Origin of the sequence: Rhizobium sp. TRM95796 (assembly GCF_025779995.1) — a bacterium.
GTDB lineage: Bacteria > Pseudomonadota > Alphaproteobacteria > Rhizobiales > Rhizobiaceae > Rhizobium_E.
Map to the genome: position 1 here is coordinate 216,533 of NZ_JAOXHE010000001.1, position 18,497 is coordinate 235,029.

The following is an 18,497-nucleotide window of genomic DNA, read 5'->3' on the forward strand; positions in this document are numbered from 1 at the left end:
GGCTATTTGTTGGCGGATAAAAATTCACCCGTGTTCTGGCCTACACCCTGATCACATAATCCTTCGTGGTCGTCTCGACTACTTCCCATGTCCCGATGAAACCGGGCCTCAGGATCAGCCTGTCGCCGGCGCGGAGGTGGATCGGCTCACCCCCCTCCTCCGTGACGATCGAATAGCCTTCGAGGATGTGGAAATATTCCCACTCGTCATAGACGATATACCACTTGCCGGGTGTGGATCGCCACACGCCGGCATAGAGGCCGCCCTCGGCCTCTTCGATGTTCCAGGTTGTGAAAACCGGTTCTCCCGCGATCAGTCTGTCCGGCGCAGGCGCGCCGGTTTCCGGAGTGACGGAGGAGAGATCGAAGCCGAGGGCGTGGTTGGTCATGCTTTTTCCAGAGCCTGTTCGAGATCGGCGATGATGTCGGAGGCGTCTTCGATGCCGACCGACAGGCGCACCACATCCGGGCCGGCTCCGGCGGCGATCTGTTGCTCGGCGGTCAACTGGCGATGCGTGGTCGAGGCCGGATGGATGACCAGCGAGCGCGTGTCGCCGATATTGGCGAGATGCGAGAACAGCTTCAGGCTTTCGACCAGGGTCTTGCCCGAGTCGTAGCCGCCCTTGAGGCCGAAGGTGAAGACGGCGCCGGCGCCCTTGGGCGAATACTTCTTCTGCAGCGCGTTGTTCGGATCATCCTCGAGACCGGCATAGCTGACCCAACCTACCTTCGGATGCGACTTGAGCCACTTGGCGACGGCGAGCGCGTTCTCGCAATGGCGCTGCATGCGCAGCGGCAAGGTCTCGATGCCGGTGATCAGCAGGAAGGCGTTCATCGGCGCGATCGTCGGGCCGAAATCGCGCAGGCCCAGCACGCGGGCGGCGATCGCGAAAGCGATGTTGCCGAAGGTCTGGTGCAGGATCACGCCGGCATATTCCGGACGCGGCTCCGACAGCATCGGATATTTGCCGGAGGCCGACCAGTCGAACGTGCCGCCGTCGACGATGATGCCGCCCATGGAATTGCCATGGCCGCCCATGAACTTGGTCAGCGAGTGGACGACGATGTCGGCGCCGTGCTCGATCGGGCGCACGAGATAGGGCGAGGCCATGGTGTTGTCGACGATCAGCGGCAGGCCGTGCTTGTGGGCGATCTCGGCGATGGTCGCGATATCCACGAAGGCGCCGCCGGGATTGGCCAGGCTTTCGATGAACACCGCCTTGGTCTTTTCGTCGATCAGCGCTTCCATGGCGGAGGGATCGGACATGTCGGACCAGCGCACCTGCCAGTCGAAGCTCTTGAAGGCGTTGCCGAACTGGTTGATCGAACCGCCATAGAGGCGCTTGGCGGCGATGAAATTGTCGCCCGGGTTCATGATGGTGTGGAAGATCAGCAACTGTGCGGCGTGACCGGATGACGTGGCCAGAGCGGCGGTGCCGCCTTCGAGCGCCGCGACGCGCTCTTCGAGCACGGCCTGGGTGGGGTTCATGATGCGGGTGTAGATATTGCCGAACTGCTGCAGGCCGAAGAGAGCGGCGGCGTGATCAGCATTGTCGAACACGAAGCTCGTCGTCTGGTAGATCGGCGTGATGCGCGCCTTGGTGGTCGGATCAGGCTGCGCGCCGGCGTGTACGGCGAGCGTGGAAAAGCCCGGATTGTCTTTGCTCATGAGGTCCTCCCTTGGTCGGCGCGTTCCGAAAAGACATATCCCGGAAACGCCGTGATGATTGTGCGACGGCGACTATAACGTCTGCCGAGAGAAGCGCGCGCAAAATTTGCGCTGGATATCGCTCAAGCCTGAAATATTCTTTCAAAACAACTTTCTGACGCCCGGTCACGCCAAAAAGGAAAGCAACCGGCCATGTGGCGGAAGGCGCCCTTCGCCAACGAAGCCGAAGCGCAGCGGAACAATAAAAAAAAGCCGCTCGGAGGCGGCCTTGAACATCATTCGTCACGGTAGACTTTTTCGCGGCGCTCGTGGCGTTCCTGCGCTTCGATCGACAGCGTGGCGATCGGCCTTGCGTCGAGACGTTTGAGGCTGATCGGTTCGCCGGTTTCCTCACAGTAGCCGTAGGTGCCGTCGTCGATACGCTGCACGGCGGCGTCGATTTTGGAAATCAGCTTGCGCTGCCTGTCGCGCGCCCGAAGTTCGATGGCGCGGTCGGTTTCCGAAGACGCGCGATCGGCGAGATCGGGATGGTTGGCGCTTTCTTCGGCGAGATGGCCGAGCGTCTCGCGCGCCTCGCGCAGGATCTCGTTTTTCCAGGCGATCAGTTTAGTCCGGAAATATGCTCGCTGTCTCGGGTTCATGAATTCTTCGTTTTCCGAGGGAACATAGTTCGTAAGATCGATACTCTCACTCAACGCGCTTCTCCTGAAGAACAACCCGTACAAGGCGGCTCTATAGCTCCGCCGCCTTTTGGTTTCAAGCGGAAAGCGCGGCTTTAACAAATTTTAAATCTGTCATATTCTTGTGCTAAGTGGTTATTTTTCGTGCAAGAATTACCTTTCTTGCCAATGGGCGGCCGGAGGCGGACTGCGTTACGTTGCGTCAGATGCGACGCAATTCACCGGCCCGTGACATCGCGTCCCGATCCGGCACAGGATTGACCTTTCCCGGCACGGCTGGTTTAAACGACGATCATGCCGTAGCGAGCCGGATAGAACGAGATGACGTCGCCCATAAGTCCGTTTTTCCGTCTTTTCCTGTTGCGCCACGCAAACGCCGCCTGGCCTGAGCCGGGCGGTCGCGATTTCGACCGCGCGCTCGATCGCAAGGGGCAGGCCGACATCCGCGACGTCGCCATCCGCGCTTATGCCGCCGGCTACCAGCCCGACCGGATCATCGCCTCGCCGGCGCGTCGCTGCCGGGAGACGGCGCTGGCCGTCGTCGACGTGTTCGGGGCCGCGAAAGTGGATTTCGACGAAGCGCTCTACGATCAGGGTCCCGACGCCTACCGCCGGCTGATCGAACGCCATGTAAGCGAGCCGGCGCTGATGATCGTCGGCCATAACCCGATGATCGAGGCGCTTGCCGGGCAATTTGCGAAAGAGCAGCCGGCGGAACTGGCCTTCGGCTACCCGACGGCCGGATTGCTGGTTCTCGATTTTGAGCGTCCCGCGCGCCTGAAACAGAAAGCTGCGGCGGTCGTAGACATGATCGCGCCGCTTTGATCTCCGATCCAGGCGACCTATATTGAAGTCACAGAAACGCATGCGGATGTCGCCTTGTCTCCTTCCCCCACGTCGTTCACCGATGAAGCTCGGATCGCGTTTGAAAATCTCGGCGACAAAGCCGCCGGGCTGCTGAATCCGTCCATACGCCTGGGCGTGACCGGCCTTTCCCGCGCCGGCAAGACCGTGTTCATCACGGCGCTGATCCACAATCTCCTCAACGAGGGCCGTCTGCCGTTGTTCGAAGCGCAAAGGTCCCGGCGCATCAAATCGGTGGCGCTTGAGGAGCAGCCCGACGACGCCGTGCCGCGCTTTCAATATGAGGATCATGTCAAGGCGCTCGTCGGAAAACGGATCTGGCCGGGGTCGACGCGGGCGATTTCCGAGCTGCGCATCACCTTGCATTATCAGAGCGCGTCGGGCTGGGGGCGTTGGCTGTCGCCCGGAAAGCTGTCGATCGACATCGTCGATTACCCCGGCGAATGGCTGATGGACCTGCCGCTGCTGACGCAGGATTTCGCAGGCTTCTGCGAACAGGCCGCGCGGCTCGCCCGCCAGCCGCGCCGCGCCGCCTTCGCCCGGGAGTGGCTGGCGCGCGCCGAACAGATCCCGCCGGATGCGGCGGCCGACGAGATGACGGCTCGGGATCTGGCCCAGGATTTCACCGCTTACCTGCGCGCCTGCAAGGACGATGAACAGGCCTTCTCCTCGCTGGCTCCCGGCCGCTTTCTGATGCCCGGCGATCTCGACGGCTCGCCGGCGCTCACCTTTGCGCCGCTCGTCAAGCTCTTGCCCGGCAAGGCGCCGAAAGGCAGTCTCCAGGCGATGATGGAGCGGCGCTTCGAGGCCTATAAGGCGCATGTCGTGAAGCCGTTCTTCCGCGACCATTTCACGCGTCTCGACCGACAGATCGTGCTCGTCGACGCGTTGCAGGCGATCAATGGCGGGCCGGATGCGATCGAGGATCTCGAATCGGCGCTCGGCGACGTGCTGGCTTCTTTCCGTCCCGGCGCCAATTCTTTTCTCGGCTCGCTTCTGACGCGGAAGATCGACAAGGTCCTGATCGCCGCCACCAAAGCCGATCACCTGCATCACGAAAGTCATGATCGGCTGGAAGCGATTACCCGCCGCATGGTCGATCGCGCCGTCAAGCGCATCGGCCGGACCGGGGCGGGCATCGACGTGATCGCTCTCGCCTCGGTGCGCGCCACCCGCGAGGCGACCGTGTCCCGCGACGGCGACACGCTGCCGGTGATCGTCGGCACCCCGATATTGGGCGAGAAGATCGGCGGCGAGACCTTCGACGGCGAAAAGAAGACGGCGGTGTTTCCGGGCGACCTGCCGTCGAACCCCGACGTCTATTTCGACCGCGACGACCAGGTCGCGGCGACCGCGCCGCCGCAGATCAACATCGTCAGGTTCAGGCCGCCCGAGATCGAAGCCACCGGCGGCGGCGTGAAACTGTCGCTGCCGCATATCCGCCTCGACCGCGCCCTCCAGTTCCTCATCGGAGACCGGCTGACATGACCGACGATAAGCAAAGCCGCCCTCCCCAGGCGTTTTCCCTGAACGAACCGCAGCCGGCCGCGCCGAGATCGCCGCGGGCGCCGGCCGCCTTCGACGCCGACGTGACGCTGACCGCGGCGCAGGACGACCCGTTTCTGGCCGAACAGATGGCGGAACCGCCGGTGGCCGCGCCGCGCCGCAGAGGTCTGCCGCTGCTTTCCATCCTCACGGGCGCGCTGGGCCTGCTGTTTTCAGCCGCCTTCGCGCTGTGGCTCGACGGATTGATCCGCGATCTCTACGCCCGCGCCGACTGGCTCGGCTACACGGCGCTGACGCTGACCGTCGTGGCCGTGCTCGCCGCGCTCGGCATGGTCGGCCGCGAGATCTGGGCGCTGCGCCGGCTGTCGTCGGTGCAGGACCTGAAGCGAGAGGCGGAAATCGCCCTCGCCGACCGCAAACCCGCCCATGCCCGCGCCGTCGTGGCGCGGCTCGTGGCGCTGTCGGCGTCTATCCCGGAAACCGAATCGGGCCGCAAGGCGCTGGCGGCGACAGAACAGGACGTCATCGATCCCGAGGGCCTGATCCGGCTCGCCGAGCTCGAACTGCTCTCTCCCGCCGACCGCCGCGCGCGAAGGCTGATCCTCGACGCCAGCAAACGGGTGTCGATCGTGACCGCCGTCAGCCCGCGCGCCATCGTCGATCTCGGCTATGTGCTGTTCGAATCGGCGCGGCTGGTGCGGACGGTGGCCGAGACCTATGGCACCCGGCCGGGTCGTCTCGGCATGCTGCGGCTGTTCGGCGACGTGATCGCCCATCTCGCCGTCACCGGTTCGATCGCGGTCGGCGACGGCATCGCCCAGCAGGTGCTCGGCCACGGTGTCGCTTCCAAGATTTCAGCGCGCCTCGGCGAAGGCGTCATTAACGGCCTGATGACGGCGCGAATCGGCATCGCGGCCATGGATCTGCTGCGTCCGCTTCCATTCCGCGCCCAGCGGCGGCCCGGCGTCAGTGATTTCGTAGGGGATCTGACCGGATATTCCGGTGGATAAACGATCTCGGACGGCTTGCCGTTGCAACCGCGCAACAGCCCCCTCGGCCTATGGCGGCGGGAGACTCGCTCGCGGCCCGAAACGCTTCCCATTCGCGGAGAGAGACGGCTAAATACGACTATATCGAAACTCTCCGTTAACCAATATCGGCCAAAACTGGCGTCTTAGTTCCAGTAGCGGCTGACCCGGAAGGAAGCTCAATGTTTTCGCGCGTTACCCCATTCGTCCTTGGCTTTGCGAGCCTCGTCGCCTTCGGGCCGGCGATGGTTGCGCCGGCGGAAGCCGGCAGCCGCGACAAGGTGTTCTTCGAGGGCGTCGCCGGCGAGTGGAGCGGCCCGGGCGAAATCGTCGCCGGCAAGTACAAGGGCACCAAGTTCAAATGCACGCTCACCGGCGTCACCGAGGGCAAGTCCACGGGCATGACGCTCGACGGACATTGCCGCGTCGGCTTCTTCAAGCAGCCGATGAAGGCCACCATCATGGCCGACGGACGCAGCTATAAGGGCAAGTTCCTCGACGGCGCGGCCGGCAAGGGCCTCGACATCGTCTCGGGCAACGTGACAGGCCAGAAGATGGTCGTCGGCATCACCCGCGCCCGTCTGAACGGAGCGATGATCGCCCGCCTGCAGGGCAAGAATTCCATGACCGTGACGATTTCGGTCAAAGTCGACGAAACAATGATCCCGGTGATCGGCATGTCGTTGAACCGCCAGACGGATGAGATAGCGGTCGGCTCGGTCGAGTGAAAGCTTGAACTCGATGATCTGAATATCGGCCGGCGGATGCGCCGGCCTTTTTGTTTTATGCGCGCCGCCACCAGTTTCGATCGGCGTCGGCCAGTTCGATGCCCGCGGCGTCGACTTCGGCGAGCCATGCGGTGACCGAACGATCGGCGATCATCAGGACCGGGGCGACGTCCGCGAGCGGCTGGAGCACGAAGGCGCGTTCGGTCATCCGTGGATGCGGCAAGGTCAAGTCCTCGGTCGACATCTGCAGGTCGCCATAGGCGAGCACATCGAGATCGATCGTGCGCGGGCCCCAGCGCTCCACCCGGATGCGCTTCATCGACCGCTCGATCTCCAGACAGAGACGCAGAAGCGACAAAGGATCCAACGTGGTGGCGATTTCCGCCGCGCTGTTGAAGAACCAGTCCTGATCGGTCTTGCCCCAGGGCGGCGTCCGGTAGAGGCGCGAAACTGAGACCACCCTACAGTCAGGGCGTTCGTCGACGCGTCTCAAAGCCTCGGCCATATTGACGACGGGATCGCCGAGATTGCCGCCGAGCCCGAGATAGGCGACGGCCTCAGCGTTGGGCATGATGCTCGACGGACACCTGGACATAATCGAGAACGCCGGAAATCGGCGCATTTGGCTTGCGCAAGGTGATCTTGGCCCGCACGATCTGCGGGAACTGCTGGGCGAGCGCCCGGGCGATTTCAGTGGCCAGCGCCTCGATCAGATAATAGCGACGGCCCGTCACGATTTTCTCGATCAACTTGAAGGCGACGCCGTAATCGACGGTCGTCTCCAGCGCGTCGTGCTCGAGCGGGCCGGCCGGCATGACTTCGAGTTCGGCGTCGACGAAAAAGCGCTGCCCCAGCACTTCCTCTTCGTCCATGACGCCGTGGCGCGCGAAGAAGGCGCAGTTGGCGAGTGTGATCGTGTAAGTGCCAGTCATGCAGGTGTTCCTCGCCCATCCGTTTCGCGGGCCTTGAGAATAGCATCGGCGACGCGCAGGGCGTCGCGGTTGATTGCGACATTATGGACGCGGAAAATGGCAGCGCCCGAGATTCTGAGAAGGGCGCTCGTCGCCGCGGTGGCCACGTCGCGCTCGGCGGGTTCGCGGCCCGTCAGCGCGCCGAGAAACCGTTTGCGCGACGTTCCCGCCAGAAGCGGATAGCCGAGTGCGATCAACTCGTCAAACCGGGCCATCAGCGCCAGATTCTCGGAGGGCGTTTCCTTGTTGAAGCCGAAACCGGGATCGAGCACGATCCGTTCCCGAGCAAGTCCGGCCGCCTTCGCGACGGCGAGCGTCGCCGAGAAGAAATGCCGCTGGTCCTCGATGGGATCGGCCAGTTTTTCGCGACCTCTTCCGGTATGCATGGCGATCACGCCGGCGCCGGCCTCCACCGCCACCGGGGCCATCTGAGGATCTTTCTGCAACCCCTCGATGTCGTTGATGATATGCGCGCCAGCGCGGATCGCCGACCGCGCGGTCTCCGCCCTGTAGGTGTCGACGGACAGCAGCGCGTCGGATCGGCGCGCCAGTTGCTCGATCACCGGAAGGATGCGCGCCTGCTCCTCCTCGGCCGATACGGGGGCTGCGCCGGGCCGGGTGGATTCGCCGCCGATATCGATGATCGCCGCGCCGTCCCGCACCGCCTGCAGAGCATTCTCCACGGCGCTGTCGAGCGCGAGATTTCGGCCGCCGTCGGAGAAGGAATCGGGCGTGACGTTGATCACCGCCATGATCACGGCGTCCGGACCCAGCGTCAGGCTGCGTCCATGCGCGAGTTTCCAGTCGAAGGGCGCGAAGGGCGAGGTCATCCGGGATCTCCGCTCGGAATGTGCTGGGTTGCTGATTGCATATTGCGCGCCGACAGACAATCACCGAAAATGCCGACGGACGGCATAGACGCGCCGGGGATGCGAGGAGTGAACCGATGAAGAGAATGGCCCGCCTCGCGCTTGTCGCCGCCGTTCTCGCGATCGCTCCATCCGCACAATCCGAAATGATCGCGCGCAAGACCGTCACTTATTTCAGCATCGGCGGAAAGACGGCCGCCGACCTCGACCGGGAAATGGCCGAACGCGGCCCGCTGCTCGGCACTGGACGTCGGCATCCCGGCGCGACGCGCGTCACGTTTTCCGGAAAGGCGTCTTACGTGGCGGAAAAAGGTCGTTGCAGCATCGGCGAGGCGCGCATTCTGCTGACCACGAAGATGACGCTGCCGCGATGGAGAAACCGCTCGAAGGCCGACGCCCGCATGGGGCTGCTGTGGGACACGCTGTCGGCCGACATCAAACGGCATGAGGAGCGGCATGCGGAAATCGCCCGCAACCATGCCCGCGCGCTCGAAAAGGCGCTGCGCGCGCTTCGGCCGGAACGCGATTGCGAAACGCTCAAGGCCCAGGTCTCGCGGGTCACCGCAGAGGCGCTCGAAGCGCATGACGCGGATCAGAAGCGATTCGACCGAATCGAAGCCGCAAATTTCAGCGCTCGGATGACGCGCCTGCTGCGCTATCGGGCGACCGGCCGCGCCGAATAACGATCCCGGCCGTTTGAAGCGCCCCTCGAATCCGCAAAATCAGCCCAAATGGAGCAGCAGGCTTGCGCGTAGCTTGCGCACTTCCTGTTAATTGGCCCGCCATTTGTCCCAATTGAACTTGCGGACTAACTTAAATAGGTTCTCAATCACTGAACAGGTCGAAGCGGTCGCAGCGTAGAGCAGCCTTCCTTACGGTGTCATGTGTGGTTTCCCCGACGCATTGGAGTGGCAACAGGTGTCTCCTCCCTCGCCTGTTTGACGATGCGTCTTACTTGCCTCGCTCGCCTTCACCGTCGAGCGAGGCATTTTTTTGCCGGACTCCGGAACGCCGTCAGCTCTGCTTTTCCGGAATATGGACGACCAGGCCATCGAGGGCGTCGGTCATCTTGATCTGACAGGACAGGCGCGAGGTGGGGCGGGTGTCGTAAGCGAAGTCCAGCATGTCCTCCTCCATGGGATCGGGACGACCGGCCTTGTCGGAAAAGGCGTCGTCGACATAGACATGACAGGTGGCGCAGGCGCAGGCCCCGCCGCACTCGGCGAGAATGCCGGGAACGGAATTGCGGATCGCGGCTTCCATGACCGTGGATCCAGTGGCGACGTCCACATCGAAGCGGGCGCCGTCGAAGGCGACGAAGGTGAGTTTCGGCATGATTGTCCTGACGAGTTGGAAAAGACTGGCGAGCCTTTTCCAACATATTCAGAAATGCGTCAACAACGGCTGAGAAAGCCCGGGGCGATCAACGCGACAGCTTGAGAATGAAATTTTCGGCTTCGATGACGGCTGCGCCGAGCATGGCGAGCGCGGCGGCGTCGTCGGCGTCATGTTCGACCTTTTCGGCGACGGTGGAGACGCTGAAGGCGCCGATGGCTAGCGCGGCGCCTTTCAGGCGGTGCGCGATGGCCGAGCGATTGTCGTTTGCCGACGACGACAGTTCCGCCATGCAGTTACGCGCCTGGCGGGCGAAGATGTTGAGGACTTCGAGCTCGAGGTTCTTGTCGCCCGACGTCTGGCGCGCCAGATGGACGAGATCGATGGGGCGAGCCCGCGAAGGCGCGACGGAGGCGTAGTTGTCGGGTGCTTCGAAGGCGACGGATGCGGCTGCCATGTTCATTTCCCTGTTCTTGTTTGTTTGTGACACATGCGAGTTTTCTTATGATCGGCAGTGTCGCAGCGATGGACGCAAGAACGCTTAATTGGGGCGTTTTCAGGGAAGGCATTCTGCAAAGATGGTTAACGATATCTAAACGCGCCTAAACGCTTGGTTTTTTGAGCGGGCGCGGCAAAATTGTCGTTAATATCCCCTCAACCTTGCGCGGAGCTTCCCCACAAGTGATTGTATCAAAACGGCTTCTGTGCCACTACGTAACGTGGGTAAAAAGGCCGTCCTTAACCAGCGGCCGCGAAAGTGACGGTCCCGGGAAGCGCATCCATCGCCGCATGAGGCGCGGCATGCGACAATCTCCGGATCGGATACAGGGCCTCGACGTTTCGCTTCCGCTCGGAGCGGCCGCGGCGAGGTAGTAAAACGAGGCAGTTCGGAATGACGATTAAGAGCGAAAACGACGCCGTGTCGGAAAACGCCTACAGGGCGTTGGAAGAGGCCCTGGCGATCGACTTTCAGGACGACCATTCCGGAACGCAGCCGCAAAAGCGGGAGAGCCGTGTGTCCGACGTTGCAAACCAGACCGGGAAGACTGCGCAGCAGCGCAAGGCGGACAATGCGCGTTCGCTCGGCCCGGAGCCCGCGCCGAGAGCGCCCTCGCACCGCCCCGCCAACGACCCCCTTCCCACGGCTTCGGCCGCCCTCACCCGCGGCTTCGACACGCCGCGCTCGAAATCGCCCATGCGGATCGCCGCGGCCATTTCCGCGCTCTGGGTCATTCTGGGGCTGATCGCCGCGCATTTTCTCTACGCGCCGGAAATCTGGCAGATCTCGTCTCTGCGCGACCTCGGCGCCATTCCGGGCGCCTTGGCGACATTGATCGGCATCCTCTTCCCGATCATGATCTTCTTCGCCTTTGCCTCGATGATCGCGCGGGCGCAGGAACTCAAGAACGCCGCCCGCTCGATGGCCGAAGTCGCCCTCAGACTGGCCGAGCCGGAAAACATCGCCGCCGAGCGCATCATGACCGTCGGCCAGGCCGTGCGTCGCGAAGTCTCGGCCATGAACGAGGGCATCGAGCGCACGATCGCGCGCGCTTCCGAACTCGAAACGCTGGTGCATTCCGAAGTGAACGCGCTCGAACGCAGCTACAGCGACAACGAACTGCGCGTCCGCAGCCTGGTGCAGGAACTCGGCAGCGAGCGCGAGGCGATCATCGGCCATGCCGAGCGCGTGCGGTCCTCGATCACCGGCGCACAGGACCTGCTCCGCGACGAACTCGCCAGCGCCAGCCTGACCATCGCCAAGAACATCGCCACGTCGGGCGAAGCCGTCGCCCAGATGATCGACACCCAAGCCGCGATCATCATGCAGAAGAGCGGCAATGTCGCCAATACGATCGGCTCGGTCCTGTCCAAGAAGACCGAAGAACTGGTTGGCGCGCTCGAAACTTCCGGCCTGGCGCTGACCGAGGAGTTCGACACCCGCATCGAAACGCTGGGCGTGACGATCAACGAGCGCGGCAACAAGCTGTTGTCCGAATTCGAGACACGCGCCTCGATGGTGGACGCCACGACGGAGAAATTGAACGCGGCGCTCGCCGACCGCACCCGGCAGCTCAACGAGACGCTGATCGCCCGCACCCGGCAGATCAACGAGACGCTGACCAACAGCGGCGGCGTCATCAGCAATTCGCTGGAATCGATGCTGAAATCGCTGAACGCGACGCTGGACCAGAAGAATCAGAGCTTCCGCCAGGCGCTCAAGACGACGGCCGACGATGCGATCATGGATCTCGACGTCCGCACCGCCTTCCTCGACGAGCGTCTCAAGTCCTCGGTCGACCAGGTGTCGTCGGCCTTCGACGGCCGGCTCGGCGAATTCGCCGACGCCTTCGACAAACGCAGCGGCTCGCTCGACGCCAAGCTCAACGAAAGCCTCACCCGCATCAACAAGGCGCTCGGCCAGGGCCAGGACGCGCTGTCCAGCACGCTGGAATCCTCGCTCGAACGGATCGCCCAATCCTTCATGGGGCAGGCCGTGGCCATCGAGACGGCGCTCGGCGCAGGCCAGGAGGTCATCGAGACCGCCCTCGACGCCAAGGTCGGCGACATCACCCAAGTCATCGGCCGCGCCAATCAGGAACTCGACAGCGGCTTCGGCGCGCGCGCCGACGCTCTGGCGCAGAAGATCGCCGAGCGCACCCAGGCGATCGAAACCGCCATCTCCACCGGCCATGATCGCATGTCGAGCCTGCTCGACGACCGTTCGTCGGGAATTGCGGCGGCGTTCGACGAAACCAATCGCAAGCTCGACCAGACGCTGTCGGGCGGCGAGCAGCGTCTCGGCGCGCTGTTGTCCGAACGCTCGGGCGCGCTGATCTCCGCCTTCGACAAGACCGAGAAAACCATATCCGAAACCATCGGCGACGGCGAACGCCGCCTCTCCGATCTGATCGACGGACGCGGCTCCAGCCTCGAACGGTCGCTGGCCGACAGCGCCGCGCGCATCGAAACCGCGGTCGCCACCGGCGGCGAACGGCTGGAGAAGTCGCTGGCCGAAGGCGGAGCCCGCATCGAAAACGCCATCGGCTCGACGCCGGAGCATCTGGCCCGCATGCTCGACGAAAAGGGGCAGGCGATCGAACGGACGCTCGCCGACAACCAGCAGCGTCTGGACACCGCAATGACGCGCGGCTCCGAACTGATCACCGGCGCATCCGAAGACGCCCGCTCGCGGCTCGCCAAGACGCTCGGCGAAAACGCCATCACCATCGCCGCCGTCTACGGCGAGCATCAGAAGCGGATCGACGAGACGCTGCGCGAGCGGACGGGCGAAATCGAGCAGACGCTCGGCGACGGCGCGAACCGCATCGCGACCTCGTCCCAGGAAAGCGCCCGCTTCGTGCAGGGCGCGATCGAACAGGGCGTGCGCGACATCTCCGAAGCGCTTGAAAACGGCGGCGCCGATCTCGGCATCCAGCTCGCCACCACCCACGACCTGATCCGCCAGACGCTGGAAGACCGCTCCAACGCGATCACCGTCGCGCTGGAAGAAGGCCGCAAGCAGCTCGACGACACCATCAACGAACAAGCCACCGGAATCGGCGCCAGCATCGCCATGGGCGCGAGCATGCTGGAAATGTCGTTCGAGGACGGCGAGAGCCGCCTGCGCGAGGTCGTGGAGCAATCCACCCAGAAACTGACCTCGGCGGTGGACGGCGCCACCGATTCGCTGACCTCGTCGGTGGAGCAGACCACCGGCCAGCTGAAGGATGCGCTGTCCCGCAGCGCGACCGATTTCGAATCCAGCGCCGGCAGCTTTTCCGACAAGATCGCCGAGCGCGAGCGCAGCCTGCGCCAGGTGCTGGACGCGACCGCGGATTCGCTCGACAGCCGCATGCAGGCGAGCGCCATGGCGCTCAACGCCAATGCCCGCAAGATCGAAGACACGCTGGCGCAACGCGAAGCGAGCCTCGCCACCGCGATTGAAAATCTCGCCCAGTCGCTCGACGAGCGCCTGATCGCCACCGTGGGCGGGCTCAACGCCGATGTCGAGCGCAGCCATGACGCTTTGCGCCAGACGCTCGGCCAAAGCGGCCTGACGCTCGAAGAAACCGCCGAACGGCTGATCGCCCAGATCGCGTCGCACCGCGACGCTCTGCGCGACACGGTCGACGCCTCCGCCCATTCGATCGACGAACGGCTGGAAACCGGCGCGGCCAACATGCTGTCCAACATCATGATGCTGGACATGAAGCTCGAAGAGCGCGAGGCGGCTCTACGCGACGCCGTGGCCGCGGCGAGCAATCGCTTCGAAAGCGAACTCGGCCTGCATCAGCAGAGCCTCGTCCAGTCGCTGGATGCGACGTCGCGGACGATCAACGACCGGCTCGACGCCGGCGTCTCGGCCATTGCGACGTCGATCGACCAATTCGACGCCAAACTGGGCGCGCGCGAAATCGCGTTGACGCAGACGATTTCCGCCTCGGTGGAGCGCGTCGACAGCGATCTCGCCCGCCGCCAGGAAACCTTCGTCCAGTCTCTCGATGCGACATCGCGGGCGATCGGCGAACGGCTCGACACCGGCGCGGCCGATCTTCTATCCAACATCATGTCGGTGGACATGACGCTCGAAGCCCGCGAAGCTTCGCTGCGGGACGCGATCGAATCCTCCGCCGCCCGACTGGACGGCGATCTCGCCCGCCGTCAGGAAGGCCTGGCGCAGACGCTGGACGCGACGACGCGCGCGATCGGCGAGCGGCTAGACACGGGCGCGGCGGCCATCTCCTCTTCCGTGGATCAGTTCGACGCGAGGCTCGGCGAGCGCGAAGCTGCCCTTCGCCAGACGATCGCGGAGTCGACGGGTCGACTGGACAATGATCTCGCCCAGCGCCAGGAGAGCCTGCTGCAATCGCTCGACGCCACCGCGCGCACCATCGGCGAAAAGATGGACAGCGGCGCGACGGACCTGCTGTCCAACATCATGTCGCTCGACATGACGCTGGAGGCGCGCGAACAGTCTATGCGCGAGGCGATCGAAGTCTCGACGAGCCGCCTCGACGGCGAATTGTCGCTGCGCCAGGAGATTCTGATCCAGGCTCTCGAACAGTCCGGCGAAGCGCTGGACAAGCGCTTCCAGCGCGGCTCCAACGCCGTGCTGGGCCATATCGAGCGTCTCGACGCCACGCTGAGCCAGGGCGAAGCCTCTCTGCGTCAGGCGCTGACCGGCGCGACCGAACGTCTGGAAAGCGGTCTCGCCGAACGGCAGGACTCGATGATCCGCGCCGTGGAAGGCGTGGCGCAGTCGCTCGACGATCAGTTCCTCTCGGCCCTGTCCAATCTGAACGCCGGCGTCGAACTCAGCCATGGCGCCATCCGCGATACGCTGAACGACAGCACGCTGACGCTCAACGAAATGGCGGAGCGCCTGTCGGCGCAGATTTCCGCCCATCGACAGGCGCTGCAGGAAACCATCGAAGCCTCGACCGTGTCGATCGACGAACGGCTCGAAAGCGGCGCGGCCTCGATGCTGTCCAACATCATGATGCTGGACATGAAGCTCGAAGAACGCGAAAACGCGCTGAAGCAGGCGATCGCGACGGCCTCCGAGGATCTCGACCAGTCGATGAACCGCTCCACGCAGGCGCTCAGTGATCGCTTCGGCGAAAGAGCGGCGGAAATCGCCAATGTCGCCGAAACCTTCAGCCAGCGAATCGACGGCGCGCTGGAGACGGTGTCGAGCCGCTTCGACGAGACCGGCGGTCGCATCCTCACCAGCTTCGACCGCCTGGAGACCGGCATCCGCGACGACGCCGGCCGCTTCGCCCAGACCATCGACGAAGCCGGTGTGAAACTGGGCTCGTTGATCGAAACGCAGATCCAGTCCTTCGACCGTGTCGCCGAAACCGGCGCGAGCCGGATCTCGGAAACGCTCGAAAGCCATACGGCGCATCTCGACGAACGGCTGGAGACGATGGACCGCGCGCTGACGATCGGTCTTGAAAACGTGTCGCGCACCATAGACGGCAAGGCGTCCGGCCTCGCCTCCACCCTCCGCTCCGCCGTCATCGACGCCGCGCAATCGATGGACGACGAAGCGCGGCGGGCGATCGACCAGATTTCCGGCAAGACTTTCGAATATGCCGACGAGATGGCCGCGCGCAGCGCCGGCTTCTCGAGCCGCCTCACCGAAGAAGCCGAGAGCTTCGCCAGCACCGTGCAGAGCAACGCCGATCAGTTCGCCACCCGGCTCACCGGTGACGCGCAACTCATCAGCGCGCGTCTCTCCAGCGAGGCGGATCGGTTCTCGGACCGGATGGTGTCGGAAGCCGACGCCTATGCCGGCAAGCTCGCCTCCGGCGCCGACGCCTTCACCGGCAAGCTGGCGACCGAGACCGAGAGCTTCGCGAGCAAGCTCGTCCACGACGCCGAGGCTTTCACCGGCCGCATCGCCGGCGAAGCCGAAACCTTCACGGGCAAGCTCGCCACGCAGACCGACTCGCTGACCAGCAATTTCGCCCGCAACGCCAGCCAGTTCGCCGAACAGGTGGGCGCGGCGCAGCAGAAGGTGATGAACGACGGCGCCGCGATCAGCCAGAGCCTCACCTCGGCGGAGAAGGCGCTGGCCGCCCGCAACGAGGCGATCCGCACGACCCTCGACGACCGCACACGCGAGCTGAACTCCATGCTGGCCGCCCGCTCGGCCGAACTCAACCGCCTGATCGAGGAAAAGGCGCGGCCGGCGGCCGAGAGCCTGCAGAGCCTGGGTCAAACGGCTGCGGAAGACATCCGCAGCGCCGCCGAACAAGGCGCGGCCCTGCTGCGCGGCGAGAACGCTGCGCTGGTGGACGCCATTTCCAGCCGTACGCAGGAAGCCGCTCGCGCGCTCGGCGACAGCGAGCAGTCGCTGCGCTCCACCGCCCTCGGCCTCATCGACGCGCTCGGCCAGAGCAATGCCGGCCTCAAGCAACTGGTGGCCGAAGCCGCCGCCAATCTCGGCGCGATCGACGAGACCTTGACCGGCACCGCCGACCGCTTCACCGACAGCGCGACACGCGCCTCGGATTCGGTCAATGCGGCGGCGCGCCTGCTGGAAGGCAATGCCGAACGCCTCTCCTCGGTTTCCAACGACACGCTCGGTCAGATCGGCGCGCTGGTGGGACGCTTCGACGATCACTCCAAGGTGCTCGGCCAGGCCTCGAACCTGCTGGGCGCGGCGCAGTCCAACTTGGTGTCGACGCTCGCCGAACGCGAGGAAGCGCTGCAGGCGCTGGCCGTCGGCCTCGTCCGTCGCTCCGAAGACATCGAGAACACCATGCGCTCGGTGTCCGGTCTGGTGGAAGCCGCCTTCGACCGCGCCGAAAACCGCGCCGGCCAGGTGACAAACACTGTGCGCACCGGCATCCAGACCTCGTTCGCCGATATCGGCCGTGTGCTCGGCGAAGCCGAACAGCGCGCCGACCAGATGGCCAACGCGCTGCGCGGCACCGTCGGCGCCGCGGCGCAGGAAGCGGCCCGTTCGGTCGAGACCGCGCTCGGAAAAGCCAGCGAACAGGCCGATCAGGTGGCCGGTAAATTGCGGGGCGCCGTATCCGGCTCGCTCGCCGATGTCGACCGCATGCTCGGCGAAACCGGCGCCCGCTCGACGGCGACCGCCGAAGACATGCGCCAGGCGCTTCAGGCTGCGATCGAGGATTCGATCAACCGCTTCGCCGGCGCCACCGACGAGATCCGCCGCACCGCCGGCGAGATCCGCCGCGAACTGACCGACACCCGCGCCGAACTCAAGCGCGGCGCGTTCGACCTCCCGGAAGAAGCCAAGGAGAACGCCGCCCAGATGCGCAAGGCCGTGGCCGAACAGGTCCGCGCCCTGCAGGAGCTGACCGGCATCATCGGCGTCTCCGCATCGCATTTCGAGACGCCGCGTCCGGTCCGCCAGGAGCCCGCGCCGCGCGTCGAGCCGCAGCCCGTCTATCAGGCGCAGCGCGTGGAAGCGCAGCCGGTCGCCTACCAGCCGGCCCGCGTCGACACGCAGCCTGCCTATCAGGCTCCTCCCCGCGCAACGGCCCCGGCCCAGCCGCCCGCGGCGATCGAAACGGCGCGTTCGGAGCCGCAGCGCATGGCGACGCCGCCGCAGCCGCAGCCGCAACAGCGCCCGACCGAAGCGCGTCAGCCGGCGGCCCCGCAAGCGAGCCGGCTCCAGCCGGCGATAGAGCCGCGTCGCGCCGAAGCGCAACCGGCGGCGGAGCGCCCGTCGATCCCGCTCGCCTCGGCCCCGCGCCAGGAGAGCCGCGTGTCCGCGCCGTCCCGCGAGCCACTCGGTCTGCGCGGCAGCCTCGGCGTCGATCCGCTTAATCGTCCCTCGGCTCCGCGCGAGGAGCGCCCCGCTCCCGCCCAGCCGACGGCGCGTCGGGAAGAAGGCCAGGGCTGGATCAGCGATCTGCTGCGCAACGCCTCCCGCGACGAAGCGGAAGCCGACACCCGCACGGCGCCCCCGGCCGCTTCGCGCGTCGAAAACCGCAATCCGCGGCAGGTGGTGGAATCACTGAACTCGTTGTCGGTCGATATCGCCCGCGCCATCGATCATGAAGCCTCGGTCGATCTCTGGCGTCGCTATCACCGCGGCGAGCGTGACGTGTTCACCCGTCGGCTCTACACGCTGAAGGGCCAGCAGACCTTCGACGAGATCAAACGCAAATATGATCGCGAGCCGGAATTCCGCTCGGCCGTCGACCGCTACATCGGCGATTTCGAGAAACTGCTGAACGATGTCGCCCGCAACGATCGCGACAAGACCCTGACGCAGAGCTACCTCACCTCCGACACCGGCAAGGTCTACACCATGCTGGCGCATGCGGCGGGCCGCTTCTCGTAAGAATGTATGCAGCGACTT

General features: G+C 64.8%; 14 protein-coding genes. 6 read left to right on the forward strand and 8 right to left on the reverse strand.

Annotated elements, in window-relative coordinates; translation table 11 throughout:
- Positions 1-40: 40 nt before the first annotated feature.
- The 3 genes from OCK01_RS01090 to dksA form a co-directional block, all read right to left on the reverse strand.
- A complete protein-coding gene (locus OCK01_RS01090) occupies positions 41-388 on the reverse strand; it encodes a cupin domain-containing protein (RefSeq protein WP_263822326.1) in 348 nt (115 codons plus the stop codon).
- Entirely contained in the window at positions 385-1,668 is a 1,284-nt protein-coding gene (locus tag OCK01_RS01095; RefSeq protein ID WP_263822327.1) for an O-acetylhomoserine aminocarboxypropyltransferase, read from the reverse strand. Before OCK01_RS01095 ends, OCK01_RS01090 begins: the two co-directional genes overlap by 4 nt.
- A 275-nt stretch (positions 1,669-1,943) precedes the next feature.
- Positions 1,944-2,363, reverse strand: coding sequence for an RNA polymerase-binding protein DksA (dksA, locus tag OCK01_RS01100; protein ID WP_182826186.1), 420 nt, complete (start codon positions 2,361-2,363; stop codon positions 1,944-1,946).
- Positions 2,364-2,669: 306 nt separating this feature from the next.
- On the opposite strand from dksA, the gene OCK01_RS01105 reads away from it, so the two are divergent.
- The 4 genes from OCK01_RS01105 (at position 2,670) to OCK01_RS01120 (ending at position 6,474) form a co-directional block, all read left to right on the forward strand.
- A complete protein-coding gene (locus OCK01_RS01105; RefSeq protein ID WP_263822328.1) occupies positions 2,670-3,173 on the forward strand; it encodes a SixA phosphatase family protein in 504 nt (167 codons plus the stop codon).
- 54 nt (positions 3,174-3,227) lie between these two features.
- Entirely contained in the window at positions 3,228-4,700 is a 1,473-nt protein-coding gene (locus tag OCK01_RS01110; protein ID WP_263822329.1) for a YcjX family protein, read from the forward strand.
- Positions 4,697-5,728 carry a YcjF family protein gene (locus OCK01_RS01115; RefSeq protein ID WP_263822330.1) on the forward strand — a complete coding sequence of 344 codons (1,032 nt, stop codon included), beginning with the start codon at positions 4,697-4,699 and terminating at the stop codon, positions 5,726-5,728. The genes OCK01_RS01110 and OCK01_RS01115 overlap by 4 nt, the downstream gene beginning before the upstream one ends.
- Positions 5,729-5,928: 200 nt before the next feature.
- Complete coding sequence (locus OCK01_RS01120; RefSeq protein ID WP_263822331.1) at positions 5,929-6,474, forward strand: hypothetical protein; 546 nt, start codon at positions 5,929-5,931, stop codon at positions 6,472-6,474.
- Positions 6,475-6,529: 55 nt separating this feature from the next.
- Here the strand turns inward: OCK01_RS01120 and folK are convergent, their stop codons facing one another.
- From folK to folP, 3 genes are read right to left on the reverse strand one after another with little or no spacing between them, the layout of a single operon-like run.
- On the reverse strand, positions 6,530-7,048 hold the full coding sequence (folK, locus tag OCK01_RS01125) for a 2-amino-4-hydroxy-6-hydroxymethyldihydropteridine diphosphokinase (protein ID WP_412178970.1): 519 nt from the start codon (positions 7,046-7,048) through the stop codon (positions 6,530-6,532).
- On the reverse strand, positions 7,032-7,406 hold the full coding sequence (gene folB, locus OCK01_RS01130; protein ID WP_182826180.1) for a dihydroneopterin aldolase: 375 nt from the start codon (positions 7,404-7,406) through the stop codon (positions 7,032-7,034). Before folB ends, folK begins: the two co-directional genes overlap by 17 nt.
- Positions 7,403-8,275, reverse strand: a complete 873-nt coding sequence (folP, locus tag OCK01_RS01135; RefSeq protein WP_263822333.1) for a dihydropteroate synthase — start codon at positions 8,273-8,275, stop codon at positions 7,403-7,405. The genes folB and folP overlap by 4 nt, the downstream gene beginning before the upstream one ends.
- A 116-nt stretch (positions 8,276-8,391) precedes the next feature.
- On the opposite strand from folP, the gene OCK01_RS01140 reads away from it, so the two are divergent.
- Positions 8,392-8,997: a DUF922 domain-containing Zn-dependent protease gene (locus OCK01_RS01140; protein WP_182826178.1), complete on the forward strand. Its 606-nt coding sequence runs from the start codon at positions 8,392-8,394 to the stop codon at positions 8,995-8,997.
- A 331-nt stretch (positions 8,998-9,328) separates the two neighbouring features.
- On the opposite strand, the gene OCK01_RS01145 is transcribed toward OCK01_RS01140, so the two are convergent.
- Both OCK01_RS01145 and OCK01_RS01150 read right to left on the reverse strand, forming a co-directional pair.
- On the reverse strand, positions 9,329-9,649 hold the full coding sequence (locus tag OCK01_RS01145) for a (2Fe-2S)-binding protein (protein ID WP_263822334.1): 321 nt from the start codon (positions 9,647-9,649) through the stop codon (positions 9,329-9,331).
- 88 nt (positions 9,650-9,737) lie between these two features.
- Complete coding sequence (locus OCK01_RS01150) at positions 9,738-10,106, reverse strand: Hpt domain-containing protein (RefSeq protein ID WP_182826176.1); 369 nt, start codon at positions 10,104-10,106, stop codon at positions 9,738-9,740.
- Positions 10,107-10,541: 435 nt separating this feature from the next.
- On the opposite strand from OCK01_RS01150, the gene OCK01_RS01155 reads away from it, so the two are divergent.
- On the forward strand, positions 10,542-18,479 hold the full coding sequence (locus OCK01_RS01155; RefSeq protein ID WP_263822335.1) for a hypothetical protein: 7,938 nt from the start codon (positions 10,542-10,544) through the stop codon (positions 18,477-18,479).
- Positions 18,480-18,497 lie beyond the last annotated feature (18 nt).

What these genes read in the sequence shown, in the direction of transcription:
- OCK01_RS01090 (WP_263822326.1), bottom strand. Translation starts at nt 388, where the DNA reads ATGACCAACCACGCCCTCGGCTTCGATCTCTCCTCCGTCACTCCGGAA.
- OCK01_RS01095 (WP_263822327.1), bottom strand. Translation starts at nt 1,668, where the DNA reads ATGAGCAAAGACAATCCGGGCTTTTCCACGCTCGCCGTACACGCCGGC.
- OCK01_RS01105 (WP_263822328.1), top strand. Translation starts at nt 2,670, where the DNA reads ATGACGTCGCCCATAAGTCCGTTTTTCCGTCTTTTCCTGTTGCGCCAC.
- OCK01_RS01115 (WP_263822330.1), top strand. Translation starts at nt 4,697, where the DNA reads ATGACCGACGATAAGCAAAGCCGCCCTCCCCAGGCGTTTTCCCTGAAC.
- OCK01_RS01120 (WP_263822331.1), top strand. Translation starts at nt 5,929, where the DNA reads ATGTTTTCGCGCGTTACCCCATTCGTCCTTGGCTTTGCGAGCCTCGTC.
- folB (WP_182826180.1), bottom strand. Translation starts at nt 7,406, where the DNA reads ATGACTGGCACTTACACGATCACACTCGCCAACTGCGCCTTCTTCGCG.
- folP (WP_263822333.1), bottom strand. Translation starts at nt 8,275, where the DNA reads ATGACCTCGCCCTTCGCGCCCTTCGACTGGAAACTCGCGCATGGACGC.
- OCK01_RS01140 (WP_182826178.1), top strand. Translation starts at nt 8,392, where the DNA reads ATGAAGAGAATGGCCCGCCTCGCGCTTGTCGCCGCCGTTCTCGCGATC.
- OCK01_RS01145 (WP_263822334.1), bottom strand. Translation starts at nt 9,649, where the DNA reads ATGCCGAAACTCACCTTCGTCGCCTTCGACGGCGCCCGCTTCGATGTG.
- OCK01_RS01150 (WP_182826176.1), bottom strand. Translation starts at nt 10,106, where the DNA reads ATGGCAGCCGCATCCGTCGCCTTCGAAGCACCCGACAACTACGCCTCC.
- OCK01_RS01155 (WP_263822335.1), top strand. Translation starts at nt 10,542, where the DNA reads ATGACGATTAAGAGCGAAAACGACGCCGTGTCGGAAAACGCCTACAGG.